Raw genomic sequence first — 16242 nt, 5'->3', positions numbered from 1 at the left:
CTACAGCTACGCCACCAGCCCGCGCATGAAGGCATCCGTGTAATCCGGGGCGAAGTGCAGCACGTTGGGCAGGTGCGCGAACTCGGCTTCGAGGTGGGTGGTGGTGAGCACCACAGCTTTCATGCCGGCATTTTGGGCGGCCTCGGCCCCTTTGGGCACGTCCTCGAACACGAGGCAATCGGTGGGCGGCACGCCCAGTAGTTCGGCGCAGCGCAGGAATACTTCGGGGTTGGGCTTGCTCACGGTCACGTCGTCGGCGCTCACGATGGCCTGGAAGTAGTGCCGGATGTGGAGGTTATCGAGCACGAAATCAATGTTGAACGGGATGGCGGCCGAGCCGATGGCCATGGGAATGCCCCGCTGGTGGGCCCGTTCCAGCAGCTCCATCAGGCCCGGCAGCAGGGCCAGGTGCGGCAGAAATTCGCGCTGGTAGCGCCGCTCCTTTTCGAGCGAAACGCGGTCCATTTCCTCGCCCGTGAAGCGGTCGGGGCCGAAGAGGCGCACCAGCACTTCGCGGTTTTTGCCGTACATCTGGGGCTTCACTTCGTCCCAGCTAAAGCTGCCGCCCAGGTCCTCGTTGAAGAGCTGCTGCCAGGCGCGGGTGTGGTACTCCATGTCGTGCACCATGGTGCCGTTGAGGTCGAAAATAAAGGCTTTCATGGGTGCAAAGATGCGGCATCAGCCGACCCAACGGCAGCGCATCCCTACAAATACACCCGAAACGACGTGCCCTCCCCCACTTCGCTCTCTACCTCAATGCGGCCGCCGTTGCCCTGCACGATGCGGTTGATGAGGTAAAGCCCCACGCCGGTGCCTTCGGTGTGGGTGTGGAAGCGGCGGAAGAGCTGAAACAGCTCGTCCTGGTGGCGGTGCGTGTTAAAGCCCAGGCCATTGTCCTCCACCAGCAGCACGGGGCGGCCGGCATCCTTCCACACCGAAACGTGGACGCGGCAGGGCCGGGTGGGGTCGGCGTACTTGAGCGAATTGCCGAGCAGGTTGACCAGAATGGTGCGCAGGTTGGCCCGCGAATACACCACCGTGGGGGCCGCCGCAAAATCGACGGTGACGCGGGCGCGGGCGGCCTGCACCTGGGGTTGCAGGGACTGCAGCACTTCCTGGGTCAGGTCGGGCAGCGAAACGGGCTCGGTGGGCAGGCCCGTGTTTTGCTGCGTCTGGCCCACCAGTGCCAGGTCGTCGACGGTGGTGCTGAGCTGGTGCAGGGCCTGGTGCAGCATGGGCAGCAGCAACTCGCCCTCGGCGGGGTCGGCGAAGGTGACGGACCGCTCCAGCTCCCCAAACAGGCCCACCAGGTTATTGATGGGTTGGCGCAGGTCGTGGCTGGCGGCGTACACAAACATATCAAGGTCGGCGTTGGTGCGGGTGAGCTGCCGGTTGGTGGTATCCAGCGCGGTGTTGGCGATGGTGAGGCCGTCGTTGGCCTCGGCCACCAGCTGGCGGCTGAGCACCTTGTCGGTGGAATCGACCACGAAGGCGAGGATGCCGTGCGGCTGGCCGGCTTCATTGGTAAGGGGCTGGTACACGAAATCGATGAACCGCTGGGCGGACTGGCCCGTGCGGGCATCGTAAATCATCACCGACGATTCGACCCCCACGTAGGGCCGCCCGGTGGCAAATACCTCGTTCAGCAATTCGATAAAGCCCTGCGGCACCATTTCGGGCAGGGCTTCGGCCACCGTGGCACCCAGGCGGGCCCGCCCCCCCACCAGGGCCTGGTAGTTGGTGTTGAAGAAGCTGAAGCGGTGCTCCGGCCCTTCCAGGGTGGCCACCGAGGCTGGCACTTCGCTCAGCACCTGCGTCAGGCGGTGCTGCTGCTGGCGCAGGTGCTCGCGCTGCCGCTCGGTTTCCACCAGCGCCTGGTTCAGGGCGTGGGTGCGGTCGGCCACGCGGGCTTCCAGCTCCTGGTTGAGCTCGCGCAGGGCCTGCTGGGTGCGGTGCAGCTCGTCGTTGTTGGCCAGGATTTCTTCGTTGGCGGCGTGTAGCTCCTCGTTGGTAGTGGCCAGCTCTTCGTTGAGCTGGTTGGCTTGCTGCTCTTTTTCCTCGATGAGGCGGCGGGCCCGCACCTGCTCCGTCACCTCCACGGCCACATCGAGCACGCCGCGCAAGGTGCCTTGCGCATCGAAGAGGGGTTGGTACACGAAGTTGTAGTAGGTGGTTTGCAGCTGGCCATCGCGCAGCATGGCGGCCGGCGCTTCGGTACCGCTCACGGGCACCAGGGTGCGGCTCACCTGCGCCATCAGCTCATCAAATCCCTGCCCGCGCAGCTCGGGCACGGCTTCGAGCAGGGGCTGCCCCAGCACCTCGGCCAGGGGCCGGCCCCAGAGGGCGGCAATGCGCTCGTTGGCCACGGTGATGCGCAGCTCCGGGCCCTCAAACAGGCCGATGGCCACGGGGGCCTGCGCCAGCAGCTCCTGGAGGCGGGTGCGCTCGAGCTCAGCCAGGGCCAGGGCGGCCTGCTCGCGGGCCTGGCTTTCGCGCAGGGCCTGCTCCACGGGGGTGCGCTCCTCGTCGGACGTGTCGGAGAAGCTCACCAGCAGGCCGGGGCCCACGCGGCGAACGGCCAGGCGATAGTAGGCATCGAAGCCGTCGAGCTGGTAGTTGAAGTTGCGATGGGCGGGCAGGCCCGAGGCCAGCGTATCCCGGAAAAACTCGAAAATGCCGCCGGGCCCCGCCGTGCCGGGCACCAGCTGCATGTGGGTGACGGTGGGCCGGGCGGGCAGGTGCAGCATGCGCTGCGCGGCCTCGCTGAGGAGCTCGAAGGTGAAATCGGTCACCGTGCCATCGGCCGCGAGCACCGGTTTCAGCAGCACCAGCGCCGTGATGGACGTAGCAAATATGCCCGCCAGCAGGTCATCGGCCGGAAACTGGGCAAGAACTTCGGCGGGCAGTGCCGGCGGAACAGCAACGGAATCAGGCATTAATTACATACGGGAAGGACATGGCACCATTGCAGCGCTTCTTCCACGATGCAAACATCGGGACTGGCTATCTATTTGGAAACCAAATCCGCCACTCCGGCACCACTATAAATGCTGCCGCGCCGCCTTTCCACCACCAAAACCTGTCTAAAATCCGTTTTGGTAAGTTGCTGCAGGGCGCGAAGCAGGCGAAGTTCAACCCGAGCGGCGCAACGGCCACTTCGGGCAGCAAAACCATCACCGGCACGTTCAGCGACGTTAACTCCTAGTCGGTCATAACCGTTATGAAAGAGCCCCCGCTGCAGAGTTGCAGCGGGGGCTCTTTCATAGAGTCAACCTTCCGGCTTACTTCAGCTCGTCGCCAATCACGGCCACTGCCTCGGCCAGGGCGGGGTCTTTGCGCAGGGGCTTAAGGAAGCGGGCCAGGCGCTTGGCGGCCGTGGAGTCGGAGGCCGGGCGGGCATCGGCGGGCAGGGCGGCCACGTCGAGCACGGCCAGGGCGTTCTGGGCGGCAGTTTGCTGCTTGTTGATGGCGCGGGCCTCTACCTGCTGGGTGCGGTAGGTGGCCAGGTTCAATGACAGCACGGTTTGCTTCTGGCGCTCGGTGGCGCGCTGGGCCGCCTCGGTGATGAGCTTGAAGCCCGGGCTGGCAGCCACGCGGGCGGCGCTGGCGGCCTTGAGCGGGGCCAGGGCGGGCAGCGTGTTGGCGGGCTGGAAGGTGGCGGGCGCAATCTCATCCCAGGGCAGCGGGTATTCCGATTCCTGCTCGCCTTTGGCGTAGGAGGCCAGGGCATCGGGCACCGTAATGTCGGGCGTTACGCCTTTGAACTGGGTCGAGCCCCCGCTCACGCGGTAGAATTTCTGGATGGTGAGCTTGAGCGAGCCCAGCGGCTTGAGGGCGTTGGCCTGCGCGTTCACGGCGTTGTCCAGGTCGAATACCTGCTGCACGGTGCCCTTGCCGTAGGTGGTGCTGCCCATGATGATGGCGCGGTGGTAGTCCTGCATGGCGGCGGCCAGAATCTCCGAGGCCGAGGCGCTGTACTTATTCACGAGCACCACCAGCGGGCCGCTGTATTGTACGGTGGGGTCGGTATCGGCCACGGGCTGGGCCGGGCCGCGGCTGGTTTTCACCTGCACCATGGGGCCGGTGGGCACAAACAGGCCGCCCATGTCCACGGCGTCACGCAACGAGCCGCCGCCGTTGTAGCGCAGGTCGAGCACCACGCCGGCCACGTTTTCCTTGCTCAGTTTGGCCAGCTCGGCCTTCACGTCGGCCGCGCTGCTGCGCCCGCCCTTGCCGCTGAAATCAGCGTAGAAACCGGGCAGGTTGAGGTAGCCATACGTGCGCCCGCCCTGCTTGATGAGGGCCGACTGCGCATACGTGTCCTCAATCACCACCACGTCGCGGATGATGGGAATCGTCTGCGTCGAGCCGTCGGGCTTGCGCACCGTGAGGCGCACTTCCGTGCCCTTGGGCCCGCGAATGAGCTTCACGGCCTTGTCCTGGCGCATGCCTTCCACGCTCACGGGCTCGGCCGCGCCCTGGCCCACGCGCAGGATGATGTCGCCCACTTTCAATTCGCCCTGCCGCGACGAGGCCGAGCCTGGCACGATGTCGACCACCTTCAGCTTGCCCTCGTCTTCCTGCAGTTGGGCACCCGTGCCCTCCAGCCGGCCCGACATCTGAATGTCGAAGTTTTCGCGGGCAATGGGGGCCAGGTAGTCCGTGTGCGGGTCGTAGCTGTTGGCAATGGCCTCGGCAAAGGCGGCCAGGCGGTCATTGGAATCAATCTGTAGCTGGTCGGTAAAAATCTCGTCGTAGTACTTCAGCACGCGCTTGCGGGCTTCGGCCTCCATCTCGGCGGGAGTGCGGGTTTTTTCAGTCGTATTGGCCGGCGAAGCCCCGACTTTGGTGGCGGCCAGGGGCTTGTCCTTTTTCTTGGCCTCGTCGTCCATCATTTCCGAGAGGCGGGCCAACGTCTGGTACTTCAGCATCTTGCGCCACTGCTCGCGCTGCTCGGCGGCGTTGGCGGCATAAGTGGCCTTAGCAGGGTCGGTTTCCCAGCTTTCCTGCACCGAGAAATCAAAGGGTTTCGCCAGAATCTGGCGGTAAAGGGACTGAATCTCGGGCATGCGCTTGGCCAGCAGCTGGCTCGTCACGTCCAGAAACTCGTGGGTACCGCCACGCATCTGGTCGTCAATCTGGGTTTTGAACTGGCTGAGCTGGGCCACTTCCGGGGCCAGCAGCAGCTGCTTGTTCACATCAATGCGCTTGAGGTACAGGTCGTACACGCGCTGCGAAAACTGGTCGTCAATCTTCTCAGGCTGGTAGTGGAGCTGATTCAGCCCCTGCATCATCACGCCAAGCACCACTTGGTCGCGCGGCGGCGTGCCCTGGTACACGGAGTAGGAAGCCAGCCCCAGCAGGGCCAGCACGGAGGTGGAATATAATCCCAGTTTAAAGCGGGGGAATTGCATGCGGAGAGGTCTAGTGAAGAAAGGAAATTGGCAGCGGCCGGGGCCGGCCCTTACGTCGTGACGGACTGAAAGGGTAAAGATGATGCTTCCTTAACCAGAATCGCACCACTAATTGCTCCCAAAGTCGAAAAAGAACCGCCAAAGGTTGCGGAGCGGCCGCCTCAGAAGCTCAGCGTGAGCTGCCGGCCGGCCGTGGCCTGCTCATTGTCCAGGTTGGAAAGCGTGACGCCCAGCAGCCGCACGCCCTTTTCCAGCGGAAACAGCCCCTCCACCAACTCCCGGCAAATACGGGCCAGCACCTCCGGCCCCGGCACCAGCCCCACGCCGCTGCGGCTGCGCGTAATCTGCTGGAAGTCGCCGAATTTCACCTTCAGCGTCACCGTGCGCCCCCGGATGCCGCTGCGCTGGCAGTACTCCCACACGTCTTCCAGCAGCGGCTGCAGGGCTTCGATGAGGTCCGAAAACTCCCGCAAATCCTGCGCGAAAGTGGTTTCCGAGCCCATGGACTTGCGCAGACGGTCGGCCACCACGGGCCGCTCGTCCTCGCCGCGCGCAATGGCGTAGTAATAGCGCCCCACCTTGCCAAAGTGCTGGTGCAGAAACTCCACCGACTGCGCCCGCAAATCGGCCCCGGTGAAGATGCCCAGCTCGTTCATGCGCGCCGCCGTCACCGGCCCCACGCCGTGAAATTGGCCCACGGCCAGCCCTTCCACAAAGGCCAGCCCCTGCGCGGGCCGCACCACAAACTGCCCGTTGGGCTTGCGGTAGTCCGAAGCCAGCTTGGCCAGAAACTTATTGTACGAAATGCCCGCCGAGGCCGTGAGCCCGGTTTCGGCCAGAATCCGGGCCCGGATTTCCCGCGCAATCTGGGTGGCCGAGTCCAGTTGCTTGAGGTTATGCGTCACGTCGAGGTAGGCCTCGTCGAGCGATACCGGCTCAATAAGCGGCGTGTATTTGGCGAAGATGGTCCGAATCTGGCGCGACACTTCCTTGTACACCGCAAAGCGCGGCGGCACAAACACCAGCTCCGGGCATTTGCGCAGCGCCGTGGCACTTGGCATGGCCGAGCGCACCCCAAATTGCCGGGCCTCGTAGCTGGCCGCCGCCACCACGCCGCGCTCGCGGGCGCCGCCCACCGCCACGGGCCGGCCACGCAGCTCGGGGTGGTCGCGCTGCTCCACCGAAGCATAAAATGCATCCATGTCCAAATGGATGATTTTGCGAATGGAGCTGCTGGTCACTATTATTATTTTTTATTAAGACAAAGATAAAAGGCAAGCGACGACGGGTTGAATCGGGTTTTTCAGCACTCAAAGCGGGTTTTAGACCCTGAAAATTCAATTCCTCAAACCGCCTTATATCAGTTTATTTAAAATAAAGAATAAAATAATCTAAAGAAATGAATTCCTATTGACAATTATTTTGCGTAACTTTGAATTATCAAACCTTGTGGGGTGGCGGAATTGGCAGACGCGCTAGCCTATCTCGCTAGTAAAATTAGAGGTTCGAGTCCTCTCTCTACAGCAACAGTCCCGGTCGCAGCAGCGGCCGGGATTTTTTGCGTTCGGGGGTTTCGGATGGAGCCGAGGAAAGGTGTGGGGGGCGTAGAAACGGGCCGCCCGATGGGACAAGCATAGCCCTTGATTACCGGATAAATTGTTGGCAGCGGCGCGGACCGAAAGGGATTTTACCAAAATTATTGTGGAGGCTAGTAAGGGTACTTGGCTGGTTCGGTGTAATACCCCAAACGTTTGCAGCGCGCGACTGCAATCGTTTGGTGGCGGCGCTGCCAACGGGCTAGCCAACCGCTCTTTTTACCTCCTGAACCTTATTCCCTAACGAGAATTCCCCTTATGCAAAAACTCGACTCTTTGCTATGCAGTCGGAAAAAGTCCGGCCGTCGTTTCAGCTTACTTTCAGCATTGTTGCTGAGTGCCGCTGGGGCCGGTGCCCAGACGCTCAGCGGCACTTACTACGTGGGCAGCAGCACCTCGCCCAACCCGGCCCGCACCTACCCCGACCTGCCCGCTGCCATGACGGCCCTGGGCATGGGCGGCGTGGCCGCCAACAGCAGCGTGACCTTTACCCTGCTCGATGCCGCTTACCCGCTGGGTACTACGTCGCTGGTGGTGCCCGCTGTCGCGCTCAGCACGGGCCAGGGCGTGAGCTTGGTGCCCGCCGCCGGGGTGAGCCCAGTGATTTCGGGCAGCAACACCACGGCGCTGATTGACCTGAACGGCACGGATTATTTCACCATCAGCGGGTACGACGGCAGCACCAGCGCCCGCACCCTCACGCTGCGCAACACGGCGGCCGGGCCGGCCGTGCTGCTGCGCAACGACGCCACCTACAACACGCTGCGCAACCTGGTCATCGAAAGCGCCAACACCAGCACCAGCAGCGGCACGGTGCTTTTCAGCACCTCCACCGGCACCACCGGCAACGACTTCAACACCCTGGCCAGCTGCGATGTGCGGCCGGCGAACAACAGCACCACCGTGCTGCCGGCCAACGGCATCTACTCGGTGGGCTCGACGGGAGCCACCAACAGCGACAACACTGTGCGGGGTTGCACCATCTACAACTTCACGGCCGCGGGCCTGAACGTGAACACCAACAGCGGCGACAACTGGACGGTAGGCGGCGCAACGGCCGCCGAGGGCAACACCGTGTACGAAACCGTGAGCCGAAGTGTAGACCTGCGCTTTCTGCGCCTGGGCAGCGGCAGCACCCACACCGTGAGCAACAACCAGCTGTACTACGCCAGCGGCACGCTAAGCGCGGCGTTCTATGGCGTGGTGCTGGTGGGCGGCACCGGCCACACGGTGAGCAACAACGCCATCGGTGGCTCGCAGGCGGGCGCCGGGGGCACGGCCTTCACCATCGGGGCCGTGGCGGGCTTCGTGTATCCGATTTACCTGGATTTGAGTGCCACGGCCGGGGCCGCCGCCACCAGCGTGCAGGGTAACGTGATACGCAACTTCGCCTCGGCTTCGACGGGCACCATGTACGGGGTGCACGCCCGCAACGGCACGGCCAACATTGTGACGCTGCAGGCCAATACCATTGGGGGCACCGGCGCGGGCCAGGGCATCACACACGCTGGCACGTTCTACGGCTTCGACCTGGGCAATGCGGTGGGAGCCACGGTGCAGAACAACACCGTAGCTGGCATCACCACAACCGTTACCAACGCGACCGGCCTGAGCGGCACGCTGGCGGGCGTGAACATGAGCAGCAGCTCGGCCAGCACCATCAGCGGCAACACGTTCAGCAATTTCAACGGGACGACGACCAATACTGTGACCAGCAACACAGTGAACACTGCCAACGCCACGCCCGTGGCAGGCGTGTACGTGAGCGGCAGCGGCGCGGCCACCATCAGCGGCAACACGATGAGCACCCTTGCCAGTGGCTCGACGTATGCCACCGGCGGCACGGGCGTCAACATTGCGCTGGCGGGCGTGTGGCTGAACGGCGGCGGCGCGGTAGCGGTGGCCAACAACACCATCAGCGGCCTGACGGCGGCCACCGGCGGCGCGGCGGTGTTCGGCATATATTCCAGCGGCAGCGGGAGCGGTGCCATCAGCGGCAACCAGATTAGCGGCTTGAGCAGCAGCCTGACGGCGGCCGCGCAGCTGGCGGGTATCAACTCGACGGGCAGCGGCGTAGTGGTTATCAGCACCAACACGCTGAGTAGCCTGAGCCAGAGCGGCGCATCGGGCAACCTCTACGGCATTCAGAACACGGCCGCAACTGGCTCGGACGTGACCGGCAACACCATCACCAACGTCACCTACGCGGGCACTTCCACGGGCCAGACGGTGTACGGCATTTCGGCCAACGGCTCGAACAGCATTAGCAACAACACGATAACCACGGTACAGGCCACGGGCCCGGCCAATGCCAACGTGCGGGGCATGTACGTGGGCGGCACCGGCGCGGTGGCCATCGTAAGCGGCAACGCCGTGAGCACCGTGCTGAACGGTACCAGCGGCGCCAGCACCAACACGGCCGGCATTTATGTGGGCGCAACTTCGGGTGTGATGGGCGCAGTGACCATCAGCGGCAACCGCATCAGCAACGTGGGCACCACGGCCACGGCCGCGCCCACGGGCGGGGCGGTTTACACCATTACGGGCCTGCAGTGCGGGGCGTCGGCGGCGGGCTCGGTGGTGGAGCGTAATCGGGTGTGGAACGTGTACGGCAGCAGCGCCGGCACCAGCGCAAATGCCGACCAGGTGCGCGGGCTGGCCGTGATTGGCACCTATTCCGGCACGTTTGCCAACAACCAGATTAGCCTGGCGGCGGGCGCGGCCACGCAGCTTTCCTTCGGGATTCAGGATTTGTCGACCACCGGTAGCAACGGCTACTATTACAACTCGGTGTACCTGGCTCCGGCCGGCACGGCAGCCGCCAGCAGCTACGGTTTCTGGCGCAGCGCCACCACTACGCCGGCCACTGTGCAGCTGCGCAACAACCTGCTGCATAACGGCCGCACGGCCGCCAGCGGTGCCACGGCCTACGCCATCGGCACGGCCAGCACCACGGGCTGGAGCGCCACAACGTCGGATTATAACCTGCTGATTTCGCCCAGCGCCACTGCCGTGGGCAACTGGGGCGGCACGGCTTTGAGCTTTGCCAACTGGAAGGCGGCCCAACCCGCCGGCTCGGGCGGCGACGCCAGCAGCCTGAGTGCCACCAGCGCCGATGTGGCCGCCGCCAGCCTGTTCACGGACCTCGCCACCGGAAACCTCGACATCAACCCCGCCAACCCCGAAGCTTGGTACGCCAACGGCACCGGCGTGCAGGTGGCCGGCCAGACGGCCGATTTTGGCAGCGGCACCGCCGCCCGGGCTACCACTGTGGCGGCAGGCGGCACCGACATTGGCTCCGATGATTTCACGCCGACCGCCACCCCGCCGGCCCTTACGGCTTCGGCGGCCCCGGCGCTGGGCGGCACGCAGGTGTTTTCGCTGGGCGGCCGCGTGCTGGCCAGTCTCACGTATGGCAGCACCGGCACGGTGCCCACCAGCGTGGTGGCCCGCTACTACTCGGGCACCAACCCGCCCGCACCCTACGTGGCCAGCGCCCGGTTTGCCAATGCCTACTTCACCTTCACCGACGTGAATGCCGACGGCAATGGCTACACCTACCAGCCCACGCTCAGCTACGACCCCGCCCTGCTGGGCACCATTGCCAGCGAGGCGGCGCAGCGCATCAGCCAGCGCACGGCCAGCAACAGCGGCTACGCCACCTTCGCCACCGCCACGGTCGACCAGGCGGCCCGTACCGTCACCACCGCCGCCCAGCTCACCCGCCTCGGCCTGCTGACCACCAGCGACCAGGCCGCCCCGCTGCCCGTGACACTGACCAGCTTTACCGCCTTCCGCCGCGACGCCAACGCCGAGCTGGACTGGGTGACGGCCACCGAGAAAAACAGCGCCGGGTACGAAGTGCAGGTTTCGGGCGATGGCCGGGAATTCCGCAAGCTGGCTTTCGTAAAATCAGGCTTGTCCAACAGCTCGGCTCCGCAGTTTTACCAGTACCTCGACACCGAAGCTGGCAAAGCCGGCCTGCGTTACTACCGCCTGCGCCAACTCGACCTCGACGGCACGGAATCTTTCTCGCCGGTGCAGGTGGTGAGCTTTGGCGAAGCTGCCCCCACGGCCACCCTGGCCGCCTACCCCAGCCCCTTCGCTACGGCCCTGACGGTGACCGTGAACGGGCCCGCCCTGAAAGGCTTCGCACACCTCACCATCACCGATGCGATGGGCCGCGTGGTATACTCGGAGGCAGTGAAGCTGGCCGCCGGCACCACCCGCCTCGAACTGACTCAGCTGGGCGTGCTGCCCGCTGGCGTGTACCTGCTGCACGTTGCGCTGCCCGGCCAGGCGCAGCATTTGAAAATCGTGAAACAATAGCGGAAAGAGCCGTCTGGCCTGGTCTGACCACGTCGGGCAGCTCCCAACGTTTAGCAACTGATAACTAAAAACCCACCCTTTCGCATGAAAAAACCACTAATCCTTCTGGCCCTGAGCGCGCTGGCCCTGGGCTCGGCGCAGGCCCAGACCACGGTGCCGGTGCGCTCGCTGTACGCCGACTTCGGCCCCAACGACGTCACCAACGGCAACATCACCCCCAGCCCCGATGCCAACGGCAACTACTGGAACAACATCCTGAACAACACCGGCGTGGCCGACACCTTCCGGCTGGTGGACAAGGCCAATACGGCCACTGGCATCAAGCTGAAGGTTGGGCCCAACTTCCTCACCAACGGCATCGCCACCGGCGGCTTGCTGGCCCCGAGCGCGGCCCTACTGGGCCAATACGCCATTGCCACGGCTACGCAGGACTACTTTTTCGTGCAGGGCACCGGCTCGACGGCCACGGGCACACTGCGCATCAGCGGCCTCGACCCCACCAAGCGCTATGTGTTTCACGTGTTCGGTAGCCGCAACGCCACGGCCGAAACGCGGGTGTCGCAGTACCGCTTCACCGGGGCCACCACCAGCACCATTACCCAAACCACCACCGGCCCCAACGTGGGCGCCAATGCTTACGCCGGCAACAACAACACCATCACCGACTCGGACACCCTCTCGGCCGATGGCAGCGGGGTTATCACGATGGAGTTGAGCAAAGCCACGGGCTCGTACGCCTACCTCAACCTGATGCGTATCGACATCGTGCCCGGCCGCGGCACCGCACCGGTGGTGAACTACGCCTTTCAAAACCCCGGTTTCGAGCTGGGCAACCTGAACTTCTGGACCACGGTGGCGCGCGGTACCGGCGCAGCCGCCAGCGTGAACACCGCCACCAAACATGCGGGCACCTACGCGGCCCAGCTCACCGGCGGCAGCCTGGGGCTGGAGCAGCAAATCAGCTACCGCGCCACCACGGGCGTGAATGCCTACAAGCTGAGCGGCTACTTCTACAATCCGTCGGCCGCTGCACTCAGTGGCAGCCAGTCGGCGCACCTGGAGCTGCTGTATTATAGCAGCACCCAGGCCCTACTGGGCCGATTCAAATCCGATTCGCTGCTGGCCGCCTCGCCCACCAACACCTGGACTAAGCTGGAAGCTGTGGGCACCATTCCCACGGGCACGGCCTTTGTGAAAGCAGCCGCCGTGTGGCGCAACGCGGCCGGTACGGCCACCGGCACGGTATATTTCGATGACCTGCTGCTGCAAGCCTACTACCCGCAGAACCCGAACAAAATTGCCTTCATCGGCTCGTCGGTGATTACCGGCGTGGGCGCGACCAACAACCGCGGCTACTCCACGCTCTACTCCGAGCTGCTCACGCGCCGCGCCACCGCCGGCACCGGCGGCCCCTGGGTGACCACCAACCTGGGCGTGCCCGGCAACAACACCAACGATGTACTCGGCCGCTTCGAGAACGACGTGCTACCCACCGGCAGCAAGTACGTAATGGTGGGGCTGGTGCTTGGCAACGAAGGCATTATCACCGGCGGCCAGGCCATCTTCGACCAGTTCCGCACCAACATGCAGCGCATCATCAGCCTGGCCCGCGCCGATGGCCTGACGCCGGTGGTGAACCTGGGCTACGGCCGCAACGACTACTCGGCCACGCAATACACCTTCGTGCGCCAGATGAACCTGCTCATCCACGGCTGGAACGTGCCCAGCGTCAACCTGCTCGGCGGTGTAGACGACGGCAACGGCCGCTACGCCACCGGCTACTGGTGGGATGCCCTGCACCCCAACGACCTCGGCCACCCCGAAATGATGTACACGCTGGTGCCCTCGCTGTTTGATGCGCTCAACGCCAACAAGCCCCTGCCCCGCCGCAAGGTGAGCAACGGCATCACCCTCACCAAGACCAACGGCGTAGCCACCAACATCATTCGGATGGTGCCCGAAGAGCTGGTTCATCCCTTCACCCAGGCCATCCGCTTTAAGACTTCAGGCGCGGGGCGGCTCGTGGAAATCCGCGACAGCGCGGGCCTCGCGGCCGGCACGCTCAATGTGAGCAGCAATGGCGTGGTGACGTACCAGTCGGCCAAAGGCCGGAGCATTGTGGGCTCGGTGCCGGTGACCAATAACCGCTGGCACAAGCTGGTGCTCACGCACTACTACGCCCGCGGCGCCACCATGCTCTACGTCGACAGCGTGAGCGAAGGTACCGTGCAGGAACGCCTGCGCCCCACCCGCTTCGACCTCGGCGGAGCCGCCGCCCCCACCCGCGTGCAGTTCCGCGACTGGATGTTCTTCCGCGCCGGCATGAACCAGGACGAAATCCTGGCCCTGGCTGCCGACTCGCTCCTCAAAGGCAGCCTGGAAATCTACGCGCCCCTCGACGGCCGCCGCGTGGCCACTACCGACTCGCTCGCCAACCTGGCCCAGAGCACCAACACGCTGGCCCGCATCAGCGGTCCGCTGGCGGTGCGCGAAAGTGCCTTCGCCGCTCAGTTCAGCCTCTACCCTAACCCTACCGCCGGCCTCATTACCATCGCGGGCCCCGTGGCGCTGGAAGGCACCCCGGCCGTGGTGTACGATGCGCTGGGTAAGGCCGTGCTCACCACCCGCCTCACCAGTGGCCGCCTCAACCTGAGCGCACTTGCGCCGGGCGTGTACTCGCTGGTGCTCAATACCCGCGAGGGGCTGGTGCACAAGCGGGTGGTGCGAGAGCGGGAATAATTAGCCCGTTTTCTGACAAAAAAGAGCGGCTGCCTGACTGGCAGCCGCTCTTTTTTGTCTTCGTAATAGTCAGGTAATGGTTGAATTTTCTGATTCCGTGCGGAATCAGGTTCCGCCTGGCCGGCCTGATTGGCTGGAGAAGCCCGGGGGGTTGCATCTTGCAGAAGATTAGCGTACTGCCGGCTCCCGGCACCGCCGGCCAGTTCCTGCTGGCTCCTCCCGATTGTGTGGTAATCAAGCGTCAGCCGGCCAAAGGGCCCCAGAACTATCGCGCACATGTTTTGCTTTATTGCCTGATTGTTAATTTTAGCTGTGTTTTACCCTGAGCCTGCGTGGAAATAGCGCGCGAATTTTCGGAGCTGGACTGCCTGCGCCGCCTCAACCAAGGCGACGAACGGGCCTTTGATGCCCTGTTCCGGCACTATAGCGCGCTGGTTTACCGGTTTTCCTACGGCTACCTCAAGTCGCGCACCGACGCCGAGGAAATCGTGCAGGAGTGCTTTCTAAAAATCTGGGAAAAGCGCGAGCAACTGCGCGACGACGTGCCCCTGAAAGCCTACCTTTTCACCACGGCCCACAACGCCATCCTCAACCAGCTGCGGCGGCAGCAGCAGCGCAACCGCTTCCAGACCTACAGTGCCGGCTTGGCCCCCGGGCAGGTGGGCAACGAGGTAGAATTCTCGGAGCTTGAATCCCTCTACCAGGCCGCTTTGGAACAATTGCCGCCCAAGCGACGCGAGATTTTCATCCTGAGCCGCCAGCAGGGCCTCTCCTACCCCGAGATTGCCCAGCAGCTCAACCTGTCGGTAAAAACCGTGGAAGCCCAGATGACGCAAGCCCTGAAATTCCTGCGCGGCTACTTCCAGGCCCACGGCGAAAGCATCGTAGCCCTGATGCTGTGGCTAGCCATTGCCAGTTCTTAATTTTTTTTTCAGAAGCCAGTAAGGGTGATAGGCGCTAGCGGTGTATTACTGCAAACGATTGGGGAACTATGCCCCGATTGGTTGTAAGTCCACACTCACCCCGCGCTCTACCACTCAGAGATACTGGCTGTTACCTTCCAGCTATTTCGCACCCCGCCTTTTTCAATAGCCCATGGCTTTTTCCGTTACCGAAGACCTTTTCCAAAATTACCTCGCCGGCCGCACCACGGCAGCCGAAGCCGAGGCCGTAGCCGCCTGGCTGGCCGAACCCGCCAACCAACTCCTGGCCGAGCCTTGGATGCGCCGCCACTGGGACGCCCTGGCCGCCGCGCCCGCCAGCATTCCCGCGGCCGCCGAAGAGCCCAACTACGATACCCTGCTGAACTCCCTGCACCTGAAACTGGGCTTTGGCGAGCCGCTGCCGGAAATAGTGGCCGCGCCGCGCTGGCGGCGCTGGGCCGCGGCGGCTGCCCTGGCCGGTACCGTGGCCGGCGGCGGTTGGTTACTGTATTCACAACGCGTGCCCGCCCCGCAGGAAGTGGCCACGGCCTACGGCCAGGTCGACACCATTAAGTTGCCCGACGGCTCCGAAGCTACTCTGAACGGCCACTCCACGCTGCGCTATGCCAATTCGTGGGCGGCTAATAAGCCCCGCGAGGTATGGCTCGATGGCGAGGGCTACTTCTCGGTGAAGCATCAGCCCAACAACCAGCGCTTCGTAGTGCACACCCGCGCCGGCTTCGCGGTGGAGGTGCTGGGCACCAAGTTCACCGTGTACCGCCGCCGCGACCAGGCGCGGGTGGTGCTGCTCTCGGGCAAGGTGCGGGTTGATTTCGACGACCAGCAGCGGCCCGACGTGATTCTGAAGCCCGGTGAGCTGCTCGAAACCCGCGATGCCCAGCCCCTGGCCGCCGTGCACAAGGCCGTGCGCACCGCCCCCTACGCTGCCTGGAAAGATGCTAAGCTGGTGCTGGAAGAAACCAGCATTGCCGAGCTGGCAACCCGCCTGCAGGACACCTACGGCGTGGAAGTGGTGGTGAACAGCCCCGAGCTCAGCGAGCGCCGCATGACCGGCACTGTGCCCGTGGGCGACCTCGAAGTGCTGCTCCAGGCCCTGCAGGAAACCTTTCACCTGAAGGCCACCCGCGAGGCGGGCCGCATTGTGCTCTCCGATAATACTGCCGCCAAATAGCACTGGCTTACAGCCGATTCCTTCACCTGCTTTGTAATCCCACCTTTTTC

Annotated in this window: 9 protein-coding genes and 1 tRNA gene; 6 read left to right on the top strand and 4 right to left on the bottom strand. The window is 64.1% G+C overall.

Annotation, left to right across the window (positions count from 1 at the left end; genetic code table 11):
• Positions 1 to 6: 6 nt before the first annotated feature.
• Both ACYVM5_RS15355 and ACYVM5_RS15350 read right to left on the bottom strand, forming a co-directional pair.
• On the bottom strand, positions 7 to 660 hold the full coding sequence (locus ACYVM5_RS15355) for an HAD family hydrolase (RefSeq protein ID WP_460618994.1): 654 nt from the start codon (positions 658 to 660) through the stop codon (positions 7 to 9).
• Positions 661 to 704: 44 nt separating this feature from the next.
• Positions 705 to 2936 carry a PAS domain-containing protein gene (locus ACYVM5_RS15350; RefSeq protein ID WP_460618993.1) on the bottom strand — a complete coding sequence of 744 codons (2232 nt, stop codon included), beginning with the start codon at positions 2934 to 2936 and terminating at the stop codon, positions 705 to 707.
• 20 nt (positions 2937 to 2956) lie between these two features.
• Between ACYVM5_RS15350 and ACYVM5_RS15345 the strand changes: the two genes are divergently transcribed.
• Positions 2957 to 3205 carry a hypothetical protein gene (locus ACYVM5_RS15345; RefSeq protein ID WP_460618992.1) on the top strand — a complete coding sequence of 83 codons (249 nt, stop codon included), beginning with the start codon at positions 2957 to 2959 and terminating at the stop codon, positions 3203 to 3205.
• A 76-nt stretch (positions 3206 to 3281) separates the two neighbouring features.
• Here the strand turns inward: ACYVM5_RS15345 and ACYVM5_RS15340 are convergent, their stop codons facing one another.
• Both ACYVM5_RS15340 and dinB read right to left on the bottom strand, forming a co-directional pair.
• On the bottom strand, positions 3282 to 5414 hold the full coding sequence (locus ACYVM5_RS15340) for a carboxy terminal-processing peptidase (protein WP_460618991.1): 2133 nt from the start codon (positions 5412 to 5414) through the stop codon (positions 3282 to 3284).
• 161 nt (positions 5415 to 5575) lie between these two features.
• The gene (dinB, locus tag ACYVM5_RS15335; protein WP_460618990.1) at positions 5576 to 6616 is read right to left on the bottom strand and encodes a DNA polymerase IV; all 1041 of its coding nucleotides are present in this window, start codon (positions 6614 to 6616) and stop codon (positions 5576 to 5578) included.
• 246 nt (positions 6617 to 6862) lie between these two features.
• Between dinB and ACYVM5_RS15330 the strand changes: the two genes are divergently transcribed.
• The 5 genes from ACYVM5_RS15330 (at position 6863) to ACYVM5_RS15310 (ending at position 16192) form a co-directional block, all read left to right on the top strand.
• A tRNA-Asp gene (locus tag ACYVM5_RS15330) sits at positions 6863 to 6938 on the top strand.
• A gap of 398 nt (positions 6939 to 7336) precedes the next feature.
• Positions 7337 to 11338 (top strand): T9SS type A sorting domain-containing protein, encoded by a 4002-nt coding sequence (locus ACYVM5_RS15325; RefSeq protein ID WP_460618989.1) that lies wholly within the window; start codon positions 7337 to 7339, stop codon positions 11336 to 11338.
• An 84-nt stretch (positions 11339 to 11422) separates the two neighbouring features.
• Entirely contained in the window at positions 11423 to 14077 is a 2655-nt protein-coding gene (locus ACYVM5_RS15320) for a GDSL-type esterase/lipase family protein (RefSeq protein WP_460618988.1), read from the top strand.
• Between the two features lie 332 nt (positions 14078 to 14409).
• Positions 14410 to 15000, top strand: coding sequence for an RNA polymerase sigma-70 factor (locus ACYVM5_RS15315; protein WP_460618987.1), 591 nt, complete (start codon positions 14410 to 14412; stop codon positions 14998 to 15000).
• Between the two features lie 172 nt (positions 15001 to 15172).
• Positions 15173 to 16192, top strand: coding sequence for a FecR family protein (locus ACYVM5_RS15310; RefSeq protein ID WP_460618986.1), 1020 nt, complete (start codon positions 15173 to 15175; stop codon positions 16190 to 16192).
• Positions 16193 to 16242 lie beyond the last annotated feature (50 nt).

The organism is Hymenobacter ruber (genome assembly GCF_054783255.1).
Note: the sequence above shows the minus strand (reverse complement) of the source record. Positions and strands in the feature narration are given on the sequence as shown.

Excerpts from the sequence above, each read along its gene's own strand:
- dinB (WP_460618990.1), bottom strand. The coding sequence starts at position 6,616 with ATGGATGCATTTTATGCTTCGGTGGAGCAGCGCGACCACCCCGAGCTG.
- ACYVM5_RS15320 (WP_460618988.1), top strand. The coding sequence starts at position 11,423 with ATGAAAAAACCACTAATCCTTCTGGCCCTGAGCGCGCTGGCCCTGGGC.
- ACYVM5_RS15355 (WP_460618994.1), bottom strand. The coding sequence starts at position 660 with ATGAAAGCCTTTATTTTCGACCTCAACGGCACCATGGTGCACGACATG.
- ACYVM5_RS15350 (WP_460618993.1), bottom strand. The coding sequence starts at position 2,936 with ATGCCTGATTCCGTTGCTGTTCCGCCGGCACTGCCCGCCGAAGTTCTT.
- ACYVM5_RS15345 (WP_460618992.1), top strand. The coding sequence starts at position 2,957 with ATGGCACCATTGCAGCGCTTCTTCCACGATGCAAACATCGGGACTGGC.
- ACYVM5_RS15310 (WP_460618986.1), top strand. The coding sequence starts at position 15,173 with ATGGCTTTTTCCGTTACCGAAGACCTTTTCCAAAATTACCTCGCCGGC.
- ACYVM5_RS15340 (WP_460618991.1), bottom strand. The coding sequence starts at position 5,414 with ATGCAATTCCCCCGCTTTAAACTGGGATTATATTCCACCTCCGTGCTG.